This is a genomic window from Staphylococcus coagulans (assembly GCF_022557135.1).
Taxonomy (GTDB): Bacteria; Bacillota; Bacilli; order Staphylococcales; family Staphylococcaceae; genus Staphylococcus; species Staphylococcus coagulans.
In genome coordinates, this window is record NZ_CP092966.1 from 172,756 (window position 1) to 195,605 (window position 22,850).

Annotated in this window: 21 protein-coding genes; 15 read left to right on the forward strand and 6 right to left on the reverse strand. The window is 35.7% G+C overall.

The genetic code is table 11. The annotated features are described in order from the left end of the window. Window positions 1-2: 2 nt before the first annotated feature. The 8 genes from ausB (at window position 3) to KM149_RS00795 (ending at window position 9,420) form a co-directional block, all read left to right on the forward strand. On the forward strand, window positions 3-626 hold the full coding sequence (gene ausB / locus KM149_RS00760; RefSeq protein WP_241415450.1) for an aureusimine biosynthesis 4'-phosphopantetheinyl transferase AusB: 624 nt from the start codon (window positions 3-5) through the stop codon (window positions 624-626). A 194-nt stretch (window positions 627-820) separates the two neighbouring features. After that, window positions 821-1,222 carry a hypothetical protein gene (locus KM149_RS00765; RefSeq protein ID WP_241415451.1) on the forward strand — a complete coding sequence of 134 codons (402 nt, stop codon included), beginning with the start codon at window positions 821-823 and terminating at the stop codon, window positions 1,220-1,222. A 148-nt stretch (window positions 1,223-1,370) separates the two neighbouring features. Further along, entirely contained in the window at window positions 1,371-2,198 is an 828-nt protein-coding gene (locus tag KM149_RS00770; protein ID WP_241415452.1) for a peptidoglycan recognition protein family protein, read from the forward strand. A gap of 193 nt (window positions 2,199-2,391) precedes the next feature. Next, window positions 2,392-2,580 carry a hypothetical protein gene (locus KM149_RS00775; protein WP_060829209.1) on the forward strand — a complete coding sequence of 63 codons (189 nt, stop codon included), beginning with the start codon at window positions 2,392-2,394 and terminating at the stop codon, window positions 2,578-2,580. A 588-nt stretch (window positions 2,581-3,168) separates the two neighbouring features. Continuing rightward, on the forward strand, window positions 3,169-5,964 hold the full coding sequence (locus KM149_RS00780; RefSeq protein WP_241415453.1) for a type I restriction endonuclease subunit R: 2,796 nt from the start codon (window positions 3,169-3,171) through the stop codon (window positions 5,962-5,964). 82 nt (window positions 5,965-6,046) lie between these two features. Next, on the forward strand, window positions 6,047-6,628 hold the full coding sequence (locus tag KM149_RS00785) for a restriction endonuclease subunit S domain-containing protein (protein ID WP_241415454.1): 582 nt from the start codon (window positions 6,047-6,049) through the stop codon (window positions 6,626-6,628). Between the two features lies 1 nt (window position 6,629). After that, complete coding sequence (locus tag KM149_RS00790) at window positions 6,630-8,186, forward strand: type I restriction-modification system subunit M (protein ID WP_214970514.1); 1,557 nt, start codon at window positions 6,630-6,632, stop codon at window positions 8,184-8,186. After that, window positions 8,179-9,420 (forward strand): restriction endonuclease subunit S, encoded by a 1,242-nt coding sequence (locus KM149_RS00795; RefSeq protein WP_241415455.1) that lies wholly within the window; start codon window positions 8,179-8,181, stop codon window positions 9,418-9,420. Before KM149_RS00790 ends, KM149_RS00795 begins: the two co-directional genes overlap by 8 nt. 143 nt (window positions 9,421-9,563) lie before the next feature. Here the strand turns inward: KM149_RS00795 and KM149_RS00800 are convergent, their stop codons facing one another. Beyond that, entirely contained in the window at window positions 9,564-10,142 is a 579-nt protein-coding gene (locus KM149_RS00800; protein ID WP_241415456.1) for a DUF2812 domain-containing protein, read from the reverse strand. Continuing rightward, window positions 10,129-10,455: a PadR family transcriptional regulator gene (locus KM149_RS00805; RefSeq protein WP_182361884.1), complete on the reverse strand. Its 327-nt coding sequence runs from the start codon at window positions 10,453-10,455 to the stop codon at window positions 10,129-10,131. Before KM149_RS00805 ends, KM149_RS00800 begins: the two co-directional genes overlap by 14 nt. A 287-nt stretch (window positions 10,456-10,742) precedes the next feature. On the opposite strand from KM149_RS00805, the gene lpdA reads away from it, so the two are divergent. From lpdA to KM149_RS00835, 6 genes are all read left to right on the forward strand, one after another. After that, window positions 10,743-12,098: a dihydrolipoyl dehydrogenase gene (gene lpdA, locus KM149_RS00810; RefSeq protein ID WP_241415457.1), complete on the forward strand. Its 1,356-nt coding sequence runs from the start codon at window positions 10,743-10,745 to the stop codon at window positions 12,096-12,098. A gap of 99 nt (window positions 12,099-12,197) precedes the next feature. Next, window positions 12,198-13,145, forward strand: coding sequence for a thiamine pyrophosphate-dependent dehydrogenase E1 component subunit alpha (locus KM149_RS00815; RefSeq protein ID WP_165545314.1), 948 nt, complete (start codon window positions 12,198-12,200; stop codon window positions 13,143-13,145). A gap of 15 nt (window positions 13,146-13,160) precedes the next feature. Further along, window positions 13,161-14,201: an alpha-ketoacid dehydrogenase subunit beta gene (locus KM149_RS00820; RefSeq protein ID WP_182281236.1), complete on the forward strand. Its 1,041-nt coding sequence runs from the start codon at window positions 13,161-13,163 to the stop codon at window positions 14,199-14,201. Window positions 14,202-14,216: 15 nt separating this feature from the next. Continuing rightward, window positions 14,217-15,488 carry a dihydrolipoamide acetyltransferase family protein gene (locus KM149_RS00825; RefSeq protein WP_241415458.1) on the forward strand — a complete coding sequence of 424 codons (1,272 nt, stop codon included), beginning with the start codon at window positions 14,217-14,219 and terminating at the stop codon, window positions 15,486-15,488. Window positions 15,489-15,714: 226 nt separating this feature from the next. After that, entirely contained in the window at window positions 15,715-16,041 is a 327-nt protein-coding gene (locus tag KM149_RS00830; RefSeq protein WP_103356156.1) for a PadR family transcriptional regulator, read from the forward strand. A 3-nt stretch (window positions 16,042-16,044) separates the two neighbouring features. After that, window positions 16,045-16,806: a hypothetical protein gene (locus KM149_RS00835; protein WP_214970508.1), complete on the forward strand. Its 762-nt coding sequence runs from the start codon at window positions 16,045-16,047 to the stop codon at window positions 16,804-16,806. 79 nt (window positions 16,807-16,885) lie between these two features. Here KM149_RS00835 and KM149_RS00840 read toward each other — a convergent pair whose 3' ends face one another. After that, the gene (locus KM149_RS00840) at window positions 16,886-17,380 is read right to left on the reverse strand and encodes a YagU family protein (protein ID WP_060829218.1); all 495 of its coding nucleotides are present in this window, start codon (window positions 17,378-17,380) and stop codon (window positions 16,886-16,888) included. A gap of 340 nt (window positions 17,381-17,720) precedes the next feature. Between KM149_RS00840 and KM149_RS00845 the strand changes: the two genes are divergently transcribed. Continuing rightward, a complete protein-coding gene (locus tag KM149_RS00845; RefSeq protein WP_241415459.1) occupies window positions 17,721-18,599 on the forward strand; it encodes a DUF418 domain-containing protein in 879 nt (292 codons plus the stop codon). Between the two features lie 181 nt (window positions 18,600-18,780). Here the strand turns inward: KM149_RS00845 and spa are convergent, their stop codons facing one another. The 3 genes from spa to arcC all read right to left on the reverse strand — a co-directional run bounded on the left by spa (window position 18,781) and on the right by arcC (window position 22,840). After that, complete coding sequence (spa, locus tag KM149_RS00850; protein WP_241415460.1) at window positions 18,781-20,385, reverse strand: staphylococcal protein A; 1,605 nt, start codon at window positions 20,383-20,385, stop codon at window positions 18,781-18,783. Between the two features lie 781 nt (window positions 20,386-21,166). Continuing rightward, window positions 21,167-21,880, reverse strand: coding sequence for a Crp/Fnr family transcriptional regulator (locus KM149_RS00855; protein ID WP_165545308.1), 714 nt, complete (start codon window positions 21,878-21,880; stop codon window positions 21,167-21,169). 18 nt (window positions 21,881-21,898) lie between these two features. Beyond that, window positions 21,899-22,840, reverse strand: a complete 942-nt coding sequence (arcC, locus tag KM149_RS00860; protein ID WP_241415461.1) for a carbamate kinase — start codon at window positions 22,838-22,840, stop codon at window positions 21,899-21,901. Window positions 22,841-22,850 lie beyond the last annotated feature (10 nt).

A 22,850-nucleotide genomic window follows, 5' to 3' on the forward strand; every position in this document is an offset into this window, starting at 1 on the left:
TAATGATATTAATTGTTAACTTAGAAAAGACGACCACAGCCATAACGAAACAACTTGCGCATAAACAATTTCTGTTTAAAAGAAATCATACGAAACACCACTATAAAAGTAATGAAAATCAGCACTGTATTGGCGAATTACTCGTGCATTATGGGTTAAAAACGATGTATCAACTTGATCCTTTAGATTGGCAGTTTAAATTTGGTGCCTATGGTAAGCCTTATATTGACACACCACAACCGGTATTTGTCAGTTTGTCATATAGCGGCACGTATGTCGCTTGTGCATTTGATCAAAGTGAGATTGGCTTAGATATTGAAAATCTCAGTCCGATTGAATGGCAACGATTGAAAATGCAATTTACAAATGAAGAATCACAATGGATTGATAACGAAACACAATTTTATATGATTTGGACGCAAAAAGAAGCCTATTCCAAGCTGACAGGCAAAGGTCTATCAGAAGGTGTTGTGACAAATAATGTATTAGAACCCCTATATTTTCACGGACAACCTGTCGCATTTCAAACACAGATTAAAGATACTTTGATGATTCAACTTTGCCAAGCAGCGCCCTGTACACAAACGCCACTGATTGAAGTCGATGTTGCGACATTACTGAAATAATCATCTTTATGTAGGTCAGCGCGCAACGACCATTGACACAACTTCAATCATTTCAAATGTTGAAGCGGTCACATTTTGCACTTTTTAATAACAGTGTGAAGTGTGACTGCTTATTGTCAAAATAAAGCAGATTATTATATGATTGGATTAATAGTGAATTGTAGAAAGATAGCAGATGAGAAAGGGTGTTTCATATGAAACAACATGAAGTTGTGGAAGTGAAGAATGCAGTGGAAGACGCATTGGTAGAGGTACAAAAAGTAAAAAAGTTAATCAAGGACGTCCGTATTTGGAGTGGTTTTGATATGTTAGGAAATAGTTCAATCCATAGCTATTTCAAAAGAAGAAAGATTAAAAAAATGAATACGCATCTATCGCAATTACAAACGCAATTGCAAAACACAGTGCCTATGCTTAAAGATATGAATGAGGATTTAGTATTAGCGATTTCAAATAGTGAAAAAGATCAACTGTATGATGTTTGGTGGGATAATATCTTCACAGATGCTAAAGTACATGGCGAAATCAAAAAAGTGAAAAAGAGTGTCGAACAATTGGAAATCGCTTTAAATCGTATTTTAGCATCTTTAAATTAAACGATTACGCATAGATGAATACACATAAAAATTACACTTTTATAATCATTAAACACTTGACTTTATATTGTTTTATCGTAATATAATTAATATAAATAAGTTATATGATTTATTAATTATTAAAAAATAATATGAAGGAGTGGTATTTATGCTGAAAATGTTTTCTGTGTTATCGACGTCTCTCACATTGTTGCTCATGCCAATGGTTTTTACCCCTACGACTTATGCCAGAAGTTTATTTTCCAGACCGTTACCTTCTTCAACCGTTGCTCAAGCAGCCCCAACAATGATGTTAATGAATCATGATGAGAAGGATAGCTCGAGTCAAAATGCGACTGAAAACAATGCACCTGCCACTGAAAACGCGCAGCAAGATCAACAGAATCGCACATTACCTCCCTTTTATTACCCCAATGTTAATCAATATATAATAGAACATCATCTGCCACACTCAAAAATTGTGAAAGACCCAAGAATGAATACTTTGCCCCATTTACCATATCGATATGGAACTTATATAGGGGTGGTAATTCATGAAGTGGGTGAAGATAATCGGACACTTCAACAATGGGTCGATCGAATGTACGCTACATATGAAAGAGCGTTTGTACATGCCTTTGTAGACAATCAAGAAATTCATCTCACTGCGCCATCACAATATTACGTTTGGGGAGCAGGCAAACAAGCCAACCCGTATTTTTACCAAATCGAAGTTGTCAGAATGTATACTTTTGATGATTTTGCAAGATCGGTCAATAACCAAGCGTGGCTCGCAGCGTATATGTTAAAACAAAATCATTTAACACCAACACTCGCTGACGATCAAGAAGGCGTAGGTTCCATCATTAGTCACAATGCCGTTCGAAAATATTGGGGTGGTACGACACACGTTGACCCAATAGCGTATTATGCAAGATGGGGATATGATATGCATCAATTCTTTGATTTGGTGAAATATCATTATAATCATATGTAAAAACTAGAATATGGTATTAGGAAAACTTTTGTAAGCCATCACGTTAAAGGTTTGTTGCCTGATTTTTTAGGTAGCGAGCCTTTTTAATGTCTATCTTTTTTATGCGATGGTCTTTATTAAAACAACAACTTTTTTCTTGATTTAAAATGTTATAAACTTATCGTTAAATACCCTTAATAAAGGTGTGGTAAAAATGAAAAAAATATACAATATTATCACAACGATACTTATTTTGATTTCTTTAACGATTATTGTGACTTCTATCTTTGTGCATAATGAACAATATCAAACGATGATTAATACAGCCTTGTTCATCCTTGTCATATTTATAGGCATATTCGCTGTTACAGTTAGAATCATACACGACAAAACTAAAAGATAAAGAAATCGCATGTTGTTTTACAAATCATTAACTTCATATTGCGATGATGCCCGGCTTTATTCTCTTTTTTGTCAACAAGGAATCGGATTTCTCTTAAAAAGGTAAAATGAAAGGAAATGACACAAATAATGTGTTTTGCGCTATAATTTAAAATAAAGCGTCAATTTATTATACAAGTCACCATACGAGGTTAGAAAATAAATCGTTTTGGAGATGTAAGATGGAAGCATTATTTGAGTTAATTAAAAGTCTTTTGTACATTATTGTGTTTATTCCTTACTATTTCATTGCTTTTGGGGTAGTAATGTACGCATTAATACGATGCATATTGATAGTGAGAGAACCGATCAAGAGATTTTTCGATCGCCATTACTATGGTGAGGATAGTGATCAAATTTCATATGCAGCGGGGCCGTGGTTCATTCTTGCATGCGCTGTGTTAATTAGTTTCATAATTATTGTAGTATTACTTTATATTTTTGCACTTCTGTTAGGAGAAGTTCTGATATTTATCTTATTTGTTATTGGTGTGTGTTTGTTGTATAAAAAATTTAAGTCAGGGTTTAAATAGAGAGGGTTTGAGTCTGGATGGCATATCAAAGTGAATTTGCGTTAGAGAACGATGTATTAAAACAGTTAACTCAGATGGGGTATGAACAATTAAATATTCATACACACGATGAAATGTTACAAAATTTTAGAGCAATTATTAATGAGCGTCATATAGAAGCACTCAATCATCAACCATTAACGGATACTGAGTTTGATCGTTTGATTACAGATATTAATGGTAAATCTGTGTTTGATAGCGCAGTTATTTTAAGGGATAAGTATGTACTTAAACGAGACGATGAAACGGTTGTTTATTTAAGTTTCCTTGATCAAAATAAATGGTGCCAAAATAAATTTCAAGTCACAAATCAAGTGAGTGTGAAAGATACTTATAAAAGTCGATATGATGTGACAATTTTGATAAATGGTTTACCATTAGTTCAAATCGAACTTAAGCGCAGTGGTGTCGCTATTTCAGAAGCATTTAATCAGGTAGAACGTTATCGTAAACAAAACTTTACTGGCTTATTTAGATATATCCAACTGTTTGTGATTAGCAATAAGATGGAAACACGCTACTATGCGAATAGTGATTTAACGATATTGAAGAGTCATATGTTCTACTGGAGTAATGAAAAAAATGAAAGAATTAATCATTTGAAGCATTTTATTGAGGACTTTTTAGAACCGTGTCATCTCGCTAAAATGATCAGTCGCTATATGATTGTTAATGAGACCGATAAGATTCTTATGGCTTTACGTCCATATCAAGTGTATGCGGTTGAAAAATTGATAGAACGTGCGCTTGAAACTAATAACAATGGTTTTATTTGGCACACGACAGGAAGTGGAAAAACTTTAACCTCTTTTAAAGCAAGTCAAATCTTGTCACAACAGGAAGGTATTAAGAAGGTCATCTTTTTAGTAGACCGAAAAGATTTAGACAGTCAAACGTTGGCTGAATTTAATAAATTCCAAGAAGATTCTGTTGACTTAACAGACAGTACGCGTAAATTGTTAAAGCAACTAGGAGATGCCACGTTACCTTTAATCGTGACAACTATTCAAAAAATGGCGCATGCGATTAAATCGAGTGACCCAGTCATGGACCAGTACGAACACGACAAAGTCATATTTATTATAGATGAATGTCACCGGAGTCAATTTGGCGACATGCATCGCTCAGTTAAACAACATTTTAAAAATGCACAATACTTTGGCTTTACTGGCACACCTCGTTTTGAGGAGAATAAGAGCCAAGATGGCCGTGCCACTGCAGACATCTTTGACAAGTGCTTGCATCATTATTTAATTAAAGATGCGATAAGAGATGGTAATGTTCTGGGCTTTTCTGTAGATTACGCACGTACATTTGACCCTAAAAAAGACTTAAAAGAAGAATATGTTAGTAAAATCAATGAAAAAGAAGTATGGATGGCGGAAGAAAGAATCAGTAAAATTACTGATCATATCATTGAAAACTATGCTAAAAAAACGAGAAATGGTCATTATACTTCGATGCTAACGGTGCAAAGTATCCCAATGGCAATTGCTTATTATGAAGCTTTTAAAAAAGCGAAAGAAGCAGGGAAACACCATTTAAATGTGACAACGATTTTTACATTTCAACCTAACGAAGATTCAAATGAACAAGAAGATTTTGTACATTCAAGAGAAATGTTAGATCGCGTCATGGTAGACTATAATGCAATATTTGGGACAAACTTCAACACGGATTATTTTGATGGTTTTTTCTCTGATGTCTCTAAAAAGATGAAGAAAGTGATACCTGGGGAAAAAATAGACATTCTTATCGTTGTTGACATGTTTTTAACAGGATTTGATAGTAAAAAATTGAATACGCTTTATGTCGATAAAAATCTAAAATATCACAATTTGATTCAAGCTTATTCAAGAACGAATCGTGTTGAAAAAGAAACAAAGCCTTATGGTAATATTGTTTGTTATCGTGACTTGAAAGTGGAAACAGATCAAGCGATAGAAATCTTTTCACAAACTGATAATACAGATACTGTACTCAGTGGCTCATATGAAGAATATTTAGCTGACTTTAAGGAAATATTGAAGCAATTATTTGCGCTGGTTATCACACCGGCTGATGTAGATCAGTTAGAGCGAGAAGATGACCAAAAAGAATTTGTATTGATATTTAGAGCTTTGGCAAGCTTGTTGTTAAAGTTAAAAACATTTGAAGAATTTGAATTTACACAAGAACAAGTGGGAATTAGCGAGCAAACCTTTGAAGATTATAAGAGTAAATATTTAAACTTATATGAAAAAGTAGTGAAAAATAATAAAGAAGAGTCTGAGGGGGCTTCTATCCTTGAGGATATTGACTTTAAGGTAGAAATTCTTAGAAATGATTTAATCAATGTCCAATACATTATGAACTTAATTGGGCAGATTGAACTTAAGGATAAAGTCGAACAAGAACGTAATCGTAAACAAATTCACCAACTGTTGGATCGTGCTGATGATGAACAATTACGTCTGAAAGCGGATTTAATTCGTCAATTTTTAGATAAAGTTGTGCCAACATTAAAAGAAGGTACAGATGTGAATGAAGCTTACTATCAATATGAAGAAGCTGAAAAGCATAAAGAAATTGAAGCATTTGCGGAAGATAAAGCATACCCTTCTCAATTGTTAGGTCATATTATCGAAGAGTATGAATACAGTGGCAGTATTAATAAAAATACTATTGATGAAGGATTGAAGAACCAAGGTGGGTTTTTAGCAAGAACGAAAACAGCGAATAAAATCAAAAGCTTTGTTATGGAAACAGCACAAAAATATAGTAGCACAGAATAAATTTAAAAAATAACTGTAGTTTTACTTTACTGCAGTTATTTTTAGTTGTATACTTCATGTAGTAGAATAAAACTTCAAGGAGATGAGTGCAATCAAACCATTAATCCGATATCACAGTGGGACGATTATCAATCGCTTAACCCCCGTCACAGATGCACTTGGCACGCCGATAATGATTTATGACCAGAACATGATGGACGAGGATTTAGGTAAATATACCTGGCATCCAACTCAGCCTAAAATGATCACTTTGGAAGAAGGGCATAATGCGAAATGTATTGAAGCAGGACAGATCGTTTTCAATATGATTACTGGAGAATGTGTCATTGTTAGTTCAAAGTATTCAGGGGCAATCTTACCGTATAACTATACACATATTGAAGTAGACAGAGAAAGCGTTTATCCACGCTATCTTGTGTATTGGTTAAACCATTCACCGAAAGCATTAAAACAAATCAAGCTTTATCAACAAGGTGGAAGCATGATTAAAAAAATGACACATAAGCAGTTACAAGCATTAGAAATACCGTTGCCTCGTATGCATCAGCAAGAATTAATAGGAAACTTAGCACATAGCAGAGTGAGATTAAAATATTTAAAAGCTAAAAGAGAACATCTGATGGATACTTATTTAAGAGCGATTTTATTTAGGGAGGAACATTAATATGTCAATTACGGAGAAACAACGTCAACAACAAGCGGAATTACAGAAAAAATTATGGAGTATTGCGAACGATTTGCGTGGGAATATGGATGCAAGTGAGTTTAGAAACTATATTTTAGGTTTAATCTTTTATCGCTTTTTGTCTGAAAAAACAGAAGTTCAAGTTGATGTTTTACTTGAGGGAGAAAACATGACTTATGAACAAGCATGGCAAAATGAAGATTATAAAGAAGCATTAGAAGCAGAATTATTAGAACGTATCGGTTATGTGATTGAACCACAAGACTTATTTAGCACTTTAATTAAAAAAATTGAGAATCAAATATTTGAAATAGAGGACTTGCATAAAGCTATCAGTAAAATTGAAACTTCTACAAGAGGCCAAGAGAGTGAAGACGATTTCGATCATCTCTTTGATGATATGGACTTGAATTCCTCACGACTAGGGAATACAAACGCTGCACGTACAAAATTAATTTCTAAAGTTATGATGAACCTATCCACTTTACCATTTGTGCATAGTGATATTGAAATTGATATGTTAGGGGATGCATATGAATACTTGATTGGCCAATTTGCTGCAACAGCAGGTAAAAAGGCAGGAGAGTTCTACACACCTCAACAAGTTTCTAAAATATTAGCTAAAATCGTAACTGCTAATAAACAGGACTTAAAAAATGTTTATGACCCTACTTGTGGTTCAGGTTCTTTATTATTGAGAGTAGGACGAGAAGCAAATGTAAGACACTATTATGGTCAAGAATATAATAGTACGACATTCAACCTCGCTCGAATGAACATGTTGCTACATGATGTGAACTATAGTCATTTCTCTATTGAAAATGGTGACACATTAGAACATCCAGCAGTATTGGAAGAAAAATTTGAAGCGGTGGTTGCTAACCCACCATACAGCGCAAAATGGAGCGCAGACCCATCATTTTTAGATGATGAGCGTTTTAGTAACTATGGTAAATTAGCACCAAAGTCAAAAGCGGACTTTGCCTTCATTCAACATATGATTTATCACTTAGATGACAATGGTACAATGGCGGTTGTCTTACCACACGGTGTGCTTTTCCGTGGCGCTGCAGAAGGTGTAATTAGAAAGTATCTCATTGAAGAAAAAAACTATTTAGACGCTATCATTGGGTTACCAGCAAACCTCTTTTTCGGTACGAGTATCCCTACAGCGATATTAGTTTTTAAAAAATGTCGTGAAAAAGATGAAAATGTCTTATTTATTGATGCATCACAATCATTCGAAAAAGGGAAAAATCAAAACCATCTTTCAGATGAAGATGTGAATAAAATTGTCGAAACGTACTTAAAGCGTGAAGACATCGAGAAATACAGTCACGTTGTTACTTTAGATGAAATTAAAGAGAATGACTATAACCTAAATATTCCAAGATACGTGGATACTTTTGAAGAGGAAGAGCCTGTTGACTTAGAGGCAGTTCAGCAAGAAATCAAAGCAGTGGATGAAGAAATTGCATCATTAGAAAAAGAAATTGCAGGTTACCTCAAACAATTGGGGGTTGAGATGCATGACTAATGAAACAAAAAATATACCTGAATTAAGATTTCCTGAGTTTGAGGGAGAGTGGGACGAGAAGAAGTTAGAAGATATTTCTAATTTCTCTAAAGGTAAATCTATTTCAAAAGGGGACTTAAGTAAAAAGGGAGCTAGCTGTATTTTATATGGCGAGTTGTATACTAAGTATGGCGAAATGATAGAAGAAATTTATAGCAAAACTGATTTAGACACTAAAAATTTAAAAAAAGGCAATGAAAATGAAATTCTTATACCATCTTCTGGAGAAACAGCAATTGACATAGCTACTGCATCAACGATAAATACAAAACAAGAAGTGTATGTTGGTGGGGATATAAATATTATGACTCCTAAACCTAATTATGACGGATGTTTTATTTCTTTATCAATAAATGGTGTGAATAAATTAAGCTTGGCTAGATATGCTCAAGGAAAATCTGTTGTTCATTTATACAATAATGATATTAAGAAATTAAAAATGAGTTTGCCAAAAAATTTAGAAGAGCAACAGAAAATAGGAGATTTCTTTAGCAAACTTGACCGACAAATTGAATTAGAGGAACAAAAGTTAGCGAAATTAGAAGAACAGAAAAAGGGATATATGCAAAAGATTTTCTCACAACAATTAGGGTTTAAAGATGAGAATGGGAATGAATACCCTACATGGCAGAGTTATAAATTAGGAAATCTTTATAAAAAAGGAAAAGCTGGCGGTACTCCTAAATCAACAGAAAGTAAATATTATAATGGCGAAGTGCCTTTTCTATCAATTAGTGATATAACTGAACAAGGAAAATTCATAATGAATACTGAAAAATCCATTACGCAAGAAGGCGTTGATAACAGTACAGCTTGGTTAGTACCTGTAAATTCAATAAATTATGCTATGTATGCTTCAGTAGGATATTTAAGTATTAATAAAATTGAAGTTGCTACTAGTCAAGCAATATTTAATATGGTTTTCGAGGATAATAACTTAGTTGAATACATATATTATTATCTTAATCATATAAGAGATAAAGGAATACTAGAGAAGTTAGTAGGAACAGGCACTCAAAGTAATTTATCAGCGTCAATAATGAAAAGCATGTATATTAAATTGCCAGATTATGAGGAAATGGTAAAAATAACTGATTTTTTAAGTAAAGTAGATAAATTAATTGAAAAACAAAATCAAAAAATTGATGGATTAAAAGAACGCAAAAAAGGATTTTTACAGAAGATGTTCGTGTAGGTTCTGATAACGACCTATTATGTTAATTTGTTTTAATTAAACTGAGAATGAACAGCCTCTTATTGTAGGGTTTAATGTAAAAGCTTTATTTTGGAAATAATGAACAGGAATAAAAAAGGGTGCCATTGATGACACCCTTTTTATTATGTGTTCTTTTCCATGGCTTTGATTTTGATGCTGTTTTTAATGATGAGGTACCCAATATAAATCAAGACTAAAAGTGGAAGGAGTCTAAGTAGCGCAAATGGCAGTTCAAATAATATTGCTTTCCACATCAGGTCAAAAGGCATGTCAAACAAACCAGGTGTTAAAAATAAATGGAATATGCCACTTTTTAAGTAGAAAAATAGGATAAAGAAAAAAGGAAGCAATATAGACAAATAAAAGGTCTGTAGTCGTTTGAAATAATGGATTTGTGATGTGATGTCAGAAAATAAAACATCCTGACCTTCTTTTTCTTTTTGCCAGTATTGATTGTCAGTGCCATATTTATGGCCATAAACATGTTGCCAACCACAGTCTTCGTGTAGCGCAATGTATTCATCATACTGCTTTTTGTTGAGTGAACGATAATCAATTCTAGTCACATATTTTTTCTCTGTCTTTCTAAAAGTATAGACGCCCCATGAACTATGCGATATTAATTGATAGCCTTTCTCTAGTTGTGCATTAATCCATGCTTCTTCTTTAATAGGATTCATAAAGATTTTAAACTTCCTCATGCTTCTCACTTCCTTTTTTGTAGATTTCGGCCATTCTTAATAATCTTTTGTTTTCTATTGCTAAAATATGTTCGCCTAATTCAGTAATTTGATAAACTTTTTTTCGCTCTTTCGGTGGGCTGATTAATTCAATGTATTGGTGCTTTTTTAAGTTTTCAAGTGCGCCATACAATGTCCCTGCTGCGATATTGACTTCTCCCTCACTTTTTTCTTTGACGATTTGCATGATTTTATAGCCATGAATGGGTGTTCTGACGGCTAAAAGAATATAATGCATCGTTTCAGATAGAGGCACTAGCGGATAGCGTTTCATGTTGTCACTCCTTTTAACTATATCGTCGAACTGTATAGTTAAATTATATAGTAACACTTTATAAAGTTCAACTGTATAAAGTGCGTCTTATTCTATCGTTTGATATTCCTCTTATATAAATTAATTAAAAGATATAGATTTAAATTAGTTGAATATTCAAATAATGAGGCGTAGAATAAGAATAAAGAAACAAGAAAGCGCTTACAATTAATTGTTTTTCTTGCTTCTATGTTAAATATAAGCAAATACTTCGCAGTGAAGTATTCAATAAGTAAAGGGGGATCGTTATGCGCACAACTTATGATTTGATTGTAATCGGTGCTGGGCCAGGTGGTTATGTGACGGCGATACGGGCTGCGCAATTAGGCAAGCAAGTGGCCATTATCGAAAAGTTTAATGCTGGCGGTACGTGTTTGAACGTCGGTTGTATCCCTTCTAAGACATTACTTGAACATGGGACAAAGGTACACGATATTCAAACTGCACGCGCGTGGGGCATTCAGTCATCTGACCTCTCGCTAGATGTGAAACAACTCACTTCTAGAAAAAGCCAAGTCGTCCAAACGTTAACAGGGGGTGTCAAACAATTACTGAAGAAAAATAAAGTCACTTATATAGAAGGAGAAGCGCAACTTCATAAAGATCTTCATATAGAAGTGAATGGTGACACACTTAAAGCGAAAGATATTGTGTTAGCTACTGGAAGTCGTCCGTTTATTCCACCGATTCAAGGATTGGATAAAGTGGATTTTGATACGACAGATACTTTTTTTGATATGAAAAAATTACCGAAATCACTCGCTGTCATAGGTGGTGGTGTCATTGCGACTGAACTAGCGTCATCAATGGCTGATTTAGGTGTGGAAGTGACGATTGTTGAAGTGGCAAAAGATATCTTACTCACTGAGATTGACGAAGTGCGCACTTTATTAAAAGCCCATCTCGAAAACCAAGGCATTCGTATCATCACACAAGCAGAGATTGAAAAAGTCACAAAAGATAAAATTCATTTGGCTTCAGATGAGCCCATCCATTTCGATCAATTACTTGTCGCAACAGGTCGTAAAGCGAATGTAGCACTTGCGGAAGCATTGAATTTAAAACGCGAAGAGCAATGGATTCAAGTGGATGAACATTTTCAAACGAGTGTCAAACATCTTTATGCGATTGGTGATTTGATTCCTGGGTATCAGTTGGCTCACGTCGCGAGTGCACAAGGCGTTTATGTGGCAGAACATCTTGCCGGTCAACAACCTCATCCAGTGAATGAAGACCAAGTGGCACGATGCATTTACACAAGATTAGAAGCGGCTTCGGTAGGGTTATCTGAAGCTCAAGCTCAAGAACGTGGTTATACAGTAAAGGTCACTACGTCGAAGTTTCAAGGTAATGCGAAAGCGCTGATTAAAGGTGAGGCAGAAGGTTTCGTCAAGTTGGTCATTGACACGCAATATCAAGAACTATTAGGTGCATTTATTGTAGGGCCTCATGCGACCGATTTAATTGGTGAAATTCTCGGTGTCATGGCGTCAGAAGGAACAGTAAATGAATTGTCAGATGTCATTCAACCCCATCCTGCTTTACTAGAAGGTATTGGTGAAAGCGCCGATAGTTATTTTAACAAAGCGATTCACGAATTTTAAGTATGTATACCGATTCACACTCGGAGCAGAACAGAGATATTTGAATACCGTTACCCTGCTCCAAGCAACAATGACAAATGATTAGAGGAGGAATCTATGATGAAAAAAGAACAAGCACGCTGGATTTATAAAACGATGAATGAAATTCGGGCTTTTGAAGAAAAGGTGCATAAGATTTTTAGTGATGGTAAAATTCCTGGATTTGTTCATTTGTATGTAGGTGAAGAAGCGGTTGCGACAGGTGTGATGTCACAACTTGAAGATGATGATTATATTACAAGCACACACCGCGGTCATGGCCATGCCATCGCGAAAGGTTGCGATTTGAATGGCATGATGGCTGAAATTATGGGTAAAAAAGACGGTCTCGGTCATGGTAAAGGGGGCTCGATGCATGTCGCCGAAATTGATAAAGGCATGTTAGGGGCTAACGGTATTGTAAGTGGTGGATTTGGTTTAGCAACAGGTGCAGGTATTTCTATTCGGAATCAAGGTAAAGAAAATGTCGCAGTCTGTTTCTTTGGAGACGGTGCGGCCAATGAAGGGAACTTCCATGAAGGCCTGAACTTTGCGTCTATTCTTAATTTACCAGTCATCTTTGTCTGTGAAAATAACCAGTTTGGAGAAGGCACAACCCATCGTTATGCGAGTGCTTCTGAAACGATTGCTGAACGTGCAGCAGCATATAATATGCCCGGTGTACGTGTCGATGGCATGGATGTTGTTGAAGTGATGGAAGCGACTAAAAAAGCGGTTAAACGTGCGAAAAAAGGAGAAGGTCCAACATTAATTGAGTGCGATACGTATCGTAAATACGGTCACTTTGAAGGCGACGAACAAAAGGTAAAATCTCCAGACGATCGCAATGCAGATAAAAACGCGACTGAAGCATTTCGTAAGCGTGCGATTAAAGAAAAATGGTTAACAGCTAACGAAGCGAAAAAAATAGAAGAAGCAGCCAAACAAGCAGTTGAAGATGCAGTGGCGTTTGCAGATGAGAGTGATTTACCAGATGTCGAATCATTATACAAAGATGTATTTGCATAGAAGGAGGCTATCGTCATGAGTGAAAAACGTAAGATAACATTTATGAGTGCGATTAATGAAGCAATAGACCAATCAATGAAGAAAGATGAAAATGTGATCCTTATCGGTACGGATGTGTCAGGGGGCGCAGGCGTTGAACATATTAAAGATGATGATACGTTTGGTGGCGTGTTTGGCGTAACGAAAGGACTTGCAAAAAAATATGGCCGTCAACGTGTCATTGATACGCCGATTGCAGAACATATTACAATCAGCTCAGCTGTGGGTGCGGCTGCGACAGGTTTACGTCCAATTGCAGAACTGATGTTTAATGATTTCCTTGGATTTGGATTAGATCCGATTTTAAACCAAGGCGCTAAAATGCGTTATATGTTTGGGGGTAAAGCTAAAATTCCACTTGTTGTAAGAACAGTGCATGGTGCAGGCGCTGGTGCGGCGGCGCAACATTCACAATCACTTTACAACATGTTTGCGGCTATACCGGGCGTGAAAGTTGTTGTTCCGTCTAACCCATATGATGCGAAAGGCTTGCTTATGGCAGCAGTTCAAGATGATAACTTAGTTGTCTTTTCAGAAGATAAAACACTGCTTGGACAAAAAGGTGAAGTTCCAGAAGAACCCTATACAGTTGAAATCGGAAAAGCACGTGTGGTTAGAGAAGGCGAAGATTTAACGATTGTCGCCATCGGTAAAATGGTTGCTGTCGCAGAAGAAACGGCTAATCAACTTGCCGAAGATCGTATCTCTGCTGAAGTCATCGATTTACGTACAGTGTCACCTTGGGATGAGGAAACAGTCCTAGAGTCAGTGAAAAAGACGGGACGCCTCATCGTTATAGATGAATCCAATCCTCAATGTAATATTGCGGGTGATGTTGCTTCTGTTATTGGAGATCGTGGTTTTGATTATTTAGATGGTCCAATTAAAAAAGTGACTGCACCAGATACACCCGTGCCATTTGCGGCGAATTTAGAGGCAGCGTATATACCTAACGTAGATAAAGTGCTTGATGTCGCTTCAGAACTGATTGAAGACTTAAAAAAGGTTAAATCATAGAAAGGAGGGACACATATGAGTCAAAATATTATCATGCCAAAGCTCGGAATGACGATGAAAGAGGGCACAGTGGAAGAATGGTTTGTTGCTGAAGGGGATGAAGTAAAAGAAGGCGACAGTCTCTTAACAATAAGCTCTGAAAAGCTGACACAAGATGTTGAAGCACCTGCGAGTGGGACTTTACTCAAAATAAAAGTCGCTGCAGGTGAAGAAGCAGAAGTTAAAGGTGTCTTAGGTATTATCGGTGACCCAGATGAAGCGGTAGACGCTGACACATCGTCTGGCGAAGAAGCGCAATCGGAAAGTTCAAATGCAGAAAAATCTGATGAAAAACCAACTGATGATGAGGTATCAAATACATCAGAAGAGACAGCGATAAAACGCTCTGAAAATGCAACGCCAAATCAAGGACGCATCTTTATATCGCCATTGGCACGCCGTATGGCTAAAGACAAAGATTTAGACGTGACACGAATTAAAGGAACAGGTGGCAATCAGCGTATTACAAAACTGGATATTTTACGAGTCGCATCACAAGGTTATGACCTTGAGCAAGATACGAATGGAGCCACTGCGCCTAAAGCTGTTTCAGCAGAACAAATTGGCGATGGTTTAAATCCAATGCGTAAACGTATCGCGCAAAATATGCGACAAAGCTTAGACAATACAGCGCAATTAACGCTACACCGCAAAGTAGATGCCGATCGCTTATTGGACTTTAAAAATAGATTATCAGAGGAAATTAATGACGCAGATAAAGCCATTAAACTCACAGTGACTGCTTTACTCGCAAAAGCAGTCGTTCTAGCACTCAAAGATTATGGCGCAATGAATGCACGTTATGAGCAAGGTGAACTTACAGAATATGATGAAGTGCGCCTAGGTATTGCGACTTCTTTAGATGATGGCTTGATGGTACCTGTCATTGAGCAAGCAGATACGAAAAGTGTTGGCGCGCTCGCAAAAGAAATCAAAGCAGCTTCAGAAGCAGTGAGAGCGGGCGATACAAATGCAGTGCAACTCAGTGGTGCAACATTCACAATTACGAATATGGGTGCGAGTGGTATTGAATACTTCACACCGATATTAAATCTAGGTGAAACGGGTATTTTAGGCGTAGGCGCTTTAACCCAAGAGGTCGTACTGGAAAATGACAATGTCAAACAAGTGTCACGCATTCCGTTAAGTTTAACCTTTGACCACCAAATCTTAGACGGTGCAGGGGCAGCAGAATTCTTAAAAATACTCGCGCGTTATATTGAGAATCCTTATTTATTAATCTTATAATTGCATTCGTAATCGAAAAGTAGAGGGGTTGGGTCATGATGCCTAGCCCCGTTTTTTATTGTTTAAGTACAAATGTACCATTTACACATACAAAAATGTATGACGTTAAATTTGAAAGTGATGTATCACACCCGTCAATACCTCCTTATTTATTGTAAAGGGTTGACGGACTTTAAATTTTCAACTATCTTATATTATAAGGTAGTTGATAGAAAAGAGGATTGCGATGTCAGTATCGAATCAAATGATGAAGGGGCTTTTAGATGGCGCGATACTCGGTTTAATTGCGCAAGGTGAAACTTATGGTTATGAGATTTTAGAAAAGTTGAAGGCAAACCAGTTTCCTGAAATTAGTGATGGCAGTATATACCCAGTCTTATTACGACTTAGCAAAAAGGGATATGTCCATACGACGACACGAAAATCGGATAATGGTGGACCGAAGCGGAAGTATTATACGATTTCGGAAAGTGGAAAACAAGAGCTTGAACAATTCAAAGCAAAATGGCGTGATTTGAATACAGGTATGAATCATCTTTTTGGGAGGGTGTAAGAAATGTTAAGCAAACAGTCGGAAGATTTTTTAGTTAAGCTAAGAGTTGAACTTTTGTTTAGGGGTAAAAAGGAAGAAGAAATTGAAGAAATAGAAGAAGAATTAAGAGATCATTTAGCAACTGCTGAGCAACAAGGTGAAGATGTCCATGCAATTATTGATATGCCGATTAAAGCCTATGCTGACAAGTTTTCAAAGCATTTGCCCTTTATCAATCATTTGACAAAATACGTTGCATACTTTGTCCTATTTTTGCTTGCTTTATTTACGATACCCGATTTATTTGAACAATCTTATACTTTAACAGCAAGTGATATTTTAAATGTGATTTTTACTTTTTTAATCACTGTGATACTTGGCTTATATATGATACGAAAGTTGATTTTAACCTTTGGTGATAGTAAAAAAACATATATTTTTGCAGCGATAGGCGGTATATTGATATTTGGATTGATTTTATTTGGCGCGTTTTTGGCACACACCTTTCCACTGTATGAGATTGTTACATTGACTCAACAACAAAGTAATATAACGGGTGTGATATTGCTCCTATTAGTTATGCTCATCTGTGTCGTTTTGAAACAAAAAATCTATGCAGTCATTTTATTTCTAGTTTGCTTACCGAATATCGTTGCGCTTTTAACAACACAAAATAGCTCAAGAACACAATATCTTACTATTTCATTATCTTTGTTCATCGTTTTAAATATTGCTTTTATGGGTTTTGCATTTTATCAATTTCGTAAAGATTCTAAAACAAAATAAAAAATTGAATGACAGTGATTTTTAAAAATAGTAAACCGCTCGTGTGATGCATGTGTATCACAAATGAGCGGTTTTGTTTTTAATCTAATTGATAGCGATGGACAAAAAGTTGTCGAACGAGATCGATGGTCATCATCCAAACGATATGACCGAATAATTCAGAAAGATGTTCTTGGAAGGGTTGATCCCAAGGCGCAGGAACGGTATGCATAATCGGCATAATCATCAAGTGGAATAACACCCAAATCACAATCCCAAATACAGCGCCTTGGCCCATTGCCATATAGGCATATTTCTTCACTAAGAAACAGTAAATAATGGCAATGACAATAGAAAAACTAAAGTGAACGATAAAGCTCACCCAAGGCAATGACATGCCTGAGAATGTGTAGGTTTGATGGGTAAAATCATGACTGAATCCGAGTTGTTGTAACAATTGTTGCGGTGGATTCGTCGCATTGCGTTCTGGTGTACGGGGCGGGAACATGACTTCCCAACCTAATTTGACAATACCGGAAAGCAGCCCTCCGATAATGCCAGTATAAAATAACAGACCGATTTGTCTTTGAGTCAACTTAAGGACCTCCTGTTGATATGTCTACTTTTAGTATATTATCATGTGAAAATATTCTCAATAAATATTATTTAAATCGATTTACAGCTCAATTTGATACCATTGATAGGGGGCGCATTTTAAAGATAGATTTTAGAAAATATGTTGTCAATAAAGAATGAAATGGGACTGTGTATGGATTTCAATGATACTTTTTTCAATTTATGTGGGCTGTGTGGTTATGTATAAAAAGCATTATGGACTTCTGCCCGAGTGACAATACGCCTTGAGCCGCATGATAGATGGTATATGAGTGTTTATGATAGCAGTATACTAAATAAAGGAGTTTTTTATTGACTATATGAAATATTTAAACATCCTCGATGAAGCGAAGTTCTTTTCAATCTTCTCATTACTATTCGGGATAGGCTTTTATATCTTCTTTAATAGCGCCAAATGCAAAGACGTTAATCCATATTTTCTATACTTGAGGAGAATCCTCTTTTTACTATTGCTAGGTATTATACATCAAATCTTCCAACCAGGTGAAGCATTGCTTTTTTATGCCATCATTGGCCTACCGCTATTACTTTTTACTTTTGTAAATAAAAAACTCAATCTTGTTGTTGGGTTAGCTTTACTCTTCGTCGCTTTATTTGGTGGGAACAAAATCGCTTTCGTCCCCGGTTTGTTTATTCTAGGATACACGATTGGCCAATTTGACTTACACAAAAATATTTACAATCGTCCAAAATCTTTAATAGTAGCATTGCTGCTATCATTTGGTGGCTTTATTATTTCGATGGTCGTACTGCATCAGCATAATGTACTTCCAACCTATGAATTGGCGAAATCACAGATTAGCCTCAATGCGTATGTTGAAAAGTACAATACATTTTCTGATCTTATCGTTTTTACAGCACCATTTATTTCACTGTTTTATGTATTATTGTTAACTTATTTATTACAATACGATACGGTTAAAAAAATCTTGTTAGCATTGAAGTATTATGGACAAATGGCGTTAACCAATTATTTGATGAATACGTTACTTATTATTGTAGCGGGTCAATTTTTGACATTAACGTTTGCACAAACAGGCATTGCATGTCTTGTGATTTTGATTGTGCAAATGATTTTTTCAATGATTTGGTTAAGATTTTTTAAATATGGACCGATTGAGTATATTTTGAGAGCAGCCACGTATTTACAATTTTTTAGCATCAAACGGTCTCAATAAACAGCGGGCATGTCATGCGTATCCCGTTGTAATCAATCAGAAGTAGAAGCGCAATTTTATCGATGAAAATCAAAAAAACTGTGAAGTCGCCACTTTGACGACATGCACAGTTTTTTAATCCCGTTTATTTATATTCTAAGTTGGTTTTATATTTTGTGTAATGTGTTGGAAATTTTAAAACTTAGTTTGATTTTCTGCTGCGGCTTAATAAGAAACCACCTAATGCTAAGCTCAATCCACCTGCAAGTGTTGTACCGAATAATGCGTCATCGCTTTCGCTACCTGTTTCAGGTAAAGCTTTCATTTCATTATTCGCTTTTGCAGCTTTGTTTTCATTCATCATTGTTGATTTATCCATGTCAAGTTTTTGACCAGGCATAATCATGTTTTTATCAGCTAAGCCATTATCTTTCGCAATTTTATCGGCAGTAGTGTGGTTTGCTTTTGCGATTTTATCTAAAGTATCACCAGGTTGAACAACATGCGTTTCGCTATTAGGCATCATTTTGTTGCCAGTGTGATTCATGCCATTGTTACCAGACTGGTCTTTAGCCATGCCCATGTCTTTATCTTTTTTCATGTCTTTGCTGTCTTTGTGCATGCCTTTATCTTCAGCTTTTTTGTCTCCAGCTTTGTTGTCATCTTTGTGCATGCCTTTATCTTCAGCTTTTTTGTCTCCAGCTTTGTTGTCATCTTTCTGCATGTCTTTATCTTCAGCTTTTTTGTCTCCAGCTTTGTTGTCATCTTTGTGCATGCCTTTATCTTCGGCTTTGTTGTCTTCAGCTTTGCTGTCATCTTTCTGCATGTCTTTATCTTCAGCTTTAGGTGCTTGGCTGTCATTTAATTTTTTCGCTTCAGCAAGAATATCTTTGCTGACACTTGGGTCATCTTTAAGGCTTTGGATGAAACCATCACGTTGTTCGTCAGTAAGGTTAGGTAAGTGTAAAATTTCATAGAATGCATTTTGTTGTTCTGCACTATAATCTGGTTTCGCTTGGATATCGTTTAATTTTTTCGCTTCAGCAAGCACGTCTTTACTTACGCTTGGGTCATCTTTAAGACTTTGGATAAAGCCGTTGCGTTGATCTTCGCTAAGGTTAGGCAAGTTTAAGATTTCGTAGAACGCATTTTGTTGTTCTGCGCTAAAGTCAGGAGCAGCTTGGCTGTCGCTTAATTTTTTCGCTTCAGCAAGCACGTCTTTACTTACACTTGGATCATCTTTAAGGCTTTGGATGAAACCGTTACGTTGGTCATCTTTAAGATTAGGTAAGTTTAAGATTTCGTAGAATGCATTTTGTTGATCCTCATTTAACTCTGGTGCAGGTTGTGTTGGTGCTTGAGCAACGTTTGTATTTTTTGCTTCAATTAATACATTTGCACTTGCACTTGGATCATCTTTAAGGCTTTGGATGAAACCGTTGCGTTGCACATCAGTTAAGTTAGGTAAATTTACAATTTCATAGAATGCATTTTGTTGTGCTTCGCTATGGTCAGGCGCAGGTTGAGAACCCTCTTGACTGTCGTTTAATTTTTTCGCTTCGTTAAGCACATCTTGACTTGCACTTGGATCGTCTTTGATGCTTTGAATGAAGCCATTACGTTGATCTTCATTAAGATTTGGTAAGTTAACTACTTCAGAAAAAGCATTTTGTTGATCTTCAGCAGTATTCGTATTGTTTGATTCTTCAGCGAAAGTTGGTGTGTTTACAAGTAAAGAACTCGCGATTAAGCAAGAACCTACTCCGATAGAAAGTTTACGAATACTAAAAAAGTTTTTGTTTTCCATTGATTACAACCCCTTAAAATATAAAATATATATTGTAACGCTTGATATAAGTCTACAATATTAGAATAGAATTGTATAGTGCAATTTCTAAAATTTTTAAAAATCAACTGTTGCAATATTCGATTGTTTATTATCGATTTATATAAAAATTTTAGATGTCATAAATATAAGATTTAAAGAGATTGTATATGATTAAGATGTTGAAAAGTGGTATTAAGCAAGATAAAGACTTTTGATATAGGTCTAGACAACTTGTCTATTCGTATATATTTTTTAAAATTACGTTTATATTTATAATAAACGGTTTAGTTTGTGCGTTAAAATGATAAAAAATATGCTTAATACATATTTATTTTTTCTAGATTAAGTATTTTGGCATTTCAAATAGGGTTTTAAATTATGTATTTAATATTAGTTTATATTCAATCTATAAGAAGGTGCTACATTTTCAAAATTTTTATTTTTTAGTTGATGTACGTAAATATAAAGGTAAGTTTTGTTATTTTAAAGCAGGATACGTGGTTATTGATGACGTATAAGAATATTCATTTCAAATATAATAAACGTTACTTTCACACGTTTAACGTATGAAAGTAACGTTATATGTATGGCTTATTCCATGAGTTGAACTATATAAAATCATAAAAGAAATAGTTATCTGATTTATATATCGCTGTATCCGTTCTTGGGATTCATGTAAACCGAGAGACGCTTATAATGGAATGGAACAGAAATTGAAATAATTTTTATCCCATTCCATTGATTTATCATGCAAAAAATATTATTTCAAGATGGCTTTACTAATCATCCAATTCTTCTGATCTTTTAAAAGGAGGTTTTGTGTTTTTAGTTCGTTTACAATGTGCCCTGTCGTTTCTCGGGAAACACTAGCTAGATCGCTGACCATTTGAATCGTTAAAAATTGCTTAATCTCATAAAATTCTTCATGGTCCTCGCCAATCGTATGGCATAAATAAATGAGTACTTTCTCTACACGTGCTTTAGCGCTTTTTGCACTAAGTGCCATGTTATATTCTGTTAATTGTTTTTCATTTTCGCAAAGGTATTTATACATTTGAATAAACACTTTATCGTGATTTCGACATATATATTCTATCAGTTCAATCGGTACGGCCATGACAATGCTATCGGTGAGTGCAGTACACATTTCATTTGTTGTTTTATCTTGAAAAAGGTTGTGAAGCGGGTATAGATGTTCGCCTTTATTTAGTACACGATAGACATCCCCATTCACGCTGTAATGCTCTCTTAATATATAACCATCGATTAAATAATATAGATGTGTCAGTTCATCAGAAGAATAGTAAATCACTTGGCCTTTATTGTATTGTCTGACGATAAATTCATTCTTATACGGCTGCAATGCAACCGTGGGTATATTGATAAAGGCAGCAAACTGCTCGAGATAGGTATTCACATTGTTTTTGATGAGTGAGTTATCAATTGTTGAGTGATCATACGGGTTTTGCCCCATAAATCCACCACCTCATAGCTACTTATAAATTTGTGTGCCGACTTCTCCTTTAAAGGCTTCATAGGCTTTATCTAAGTTCGTGATGACCGCACGACGTCCTTCTCCGTTTTCAACAAAATCTATAGCCGCTTCAATTTTAGGTAACATAGAGCCTTCTGCAAATTTACCTTCTTGTGCGTAGCGTTTTAAACTTTCGACATCGATATCAGTGAGTTTTTCTTGGTTAGGTTTATTAAAGTTAATATAAACATTTTCAACGTTTGTTAAAATCATAAGGGTATTGGCATCGATGAGTTGTGCTAAACGTTCGCTTGCAAAATCTTTATCGATAACAGCTTCCACACCTTCATAAGTGTCGCCTCTTTTAACAACAGGAACACCGCCACCACCACAAGCGACAATAATGTTATTATTTTCAACTAAAGTACTAATTAATTCATGCTCTAAAATGGATATAGGCAGGGGGGAAGGGACGACTTTACGATAGCCTCTACCCGCATCTTCTTTATAGACCGAATCAGGATATTGTGCTTTTTGTTGTTCAACTTGAGCTTCTGTATAAAAAGGCCCAATCGGTTTTGTCGGGTTTGACATTCTTGGATCATTTTCGTCAATTTCCACACGTGTTATCACTGTACCCACTTTCCGATTGCTGTTAACCTCTGCTAAAACACGGTTGACTTCCGTTTCAATCCAAAAGCCAATCATTCCTTGTGTCATCGCACCACAGACATCCAGAGGCATCGCAGGTGTTTGTGGACTATCAGCAGTCGCTTGTTGAATTAAAAGACTGCCAATTTGTGGTCCATTGCCATGGGAAATGACAATATCGTAGTCTGTATTAAATAAAGGCTTTAGTGTTTGCATTGTTTTACGTATAGCTTGTTTTTGTGTTTCTGCAGATCCATCTGTTGTTTGGATGGCATTTCCGCCTAGAGCAATTACAATTTTTTTATGCATAAAATTTCAC

Bases quoted from the DNA above. Each gene is read 5' to 3' on its own strand.
- ausB (WP_241415450.1), top strand. From the start codon at position 3: ATGATATTAATTGTTAACTTAGAAAAGACGACCACAGCCATAACGAAA.
- KM149_RS00765 (WP_241415451.1), top strand. From the start codon at position 821: ATGAAACAACATGAAGTTGTGGAAGTGAAGAATGCAGTGGAAGACGCA.
- KM149_RS00770 (WP_241415452.1), top strand. From the start codon at position 1,371: ATGCTGAAAATGTTTTCTGTGTTATCGACGTCTCTCACATTGTTGCTC.
- KM149_RS00775 (WP_060829209.1), top strand. From the start codon at position 2,392: ATGAAAAAAATATACAATATTATCACAACGATACTTATTTTGATTTCT.
- KM149_RS00780 (WP_241415453.1), top strand. From the start codon at position 3,169: ATGGCATATCAAAGTGAATTTGCGTTAGAGAACGATGTATTAAAACAG.
- KM149_RS00785 (WP_241415454.1), top strand. From the start codon at position 6,047: ATGAGTGCAATCAAACCATTAATCCGATATCACAGTGGGACGATTATC.
- KM149_RS00790 (WP_214970514.1), top strand. From the start codon at position 6,630: ATGTCAATTACGGAGAAACAACGTCAACAACAAGCGGAATTACAGAAA.
- KM149_RS00795 (WP_241415455.1), top strand. From the start codon at position 8,179: ATGACTAATGAAACAAAAAATATACCTGAATTAAGATTTCCTGAGTTT.
- KM149_RS00800 (WP_241415456.1), bottom strand. From the start codon at position 10,142: ATGAGGAAGTTTAAAATCTTTATGAATCCTATTAAAGAAGAAGCATGG.
- KM149_RS00805 (WP_182361884.1), bottom strand. From the start codon at position 10,455: ATGAAACGCTATCCGCTAGTGCCTCTATCTGAAACGATGCATTATATT.
- lpdA (WP_241415457.1), top strand. From the start codon at position 10,743: ATGCGCACAACTTATGATTTGATTGTAATCGGTGCTGGGCCAGGTGGT.
- KM149_RS00815 (WP_165545314.1), top strand. From the start codon at position 12,198: ATGAAAAAAGAACAAGCACGCTGGATTTATAAAACGATGAATGAAATT.
- KM149_RS00820 (WP_182281236.1), top strand. From the start codon at position 13,161: ATGAGTGAAAAACGTAAGATAACATTTATGAGTGCGATTAATGAAGCA.
- KM149_RS00825 (WP_241415458.1), top strand. From the start codon at position 14,217: ATGAGTCAAAATATTATCATGCCAAAGCTCGGAATGACGATGAAAGAG.
- KM149_RS00830 (WP_103356156.1), top strand. From the start codon at position 15,715: ATGTCAGTATCGAATCAAATGATGAAGGGGCTTTTAGATGGCGCGATA.
- KM149_RS00835 (WP_214970508.1), top strand. From the start codon at position 16,045: ATGTTAAGCAAACAGTCGGAAGATTTTTTAGTTAAGCTAAGAGTTGAA.
- KM149_RS00845 (WP_241415459.1), top strand. From the start codon at position 17,721: ATGAAATATTTAAACATCCTCGATGAAGCGAAGTTCTTTTCAATCTTC.
- spa (WP_241415460.1), bottom strand. From the start codon at position 20,385: ATGGAAAACAAAAACTTTTTTAGTATTCGTAAACTTTCTATCGGAGTA.
- KM149_RS00855 (WP_165545308.1), bottom strand. From the start codon at position 21,880: ATGGGGCAAAACCCGTATGATCACTCAACAATTGATAACTCACTCATC.
- arcC (WP_241415461.1), bottom strand. From the start codon at position 22,840: ATGCATAAAAAAATTGTAATTGCTCTAGGCGGAAATGCCATCCAAACA.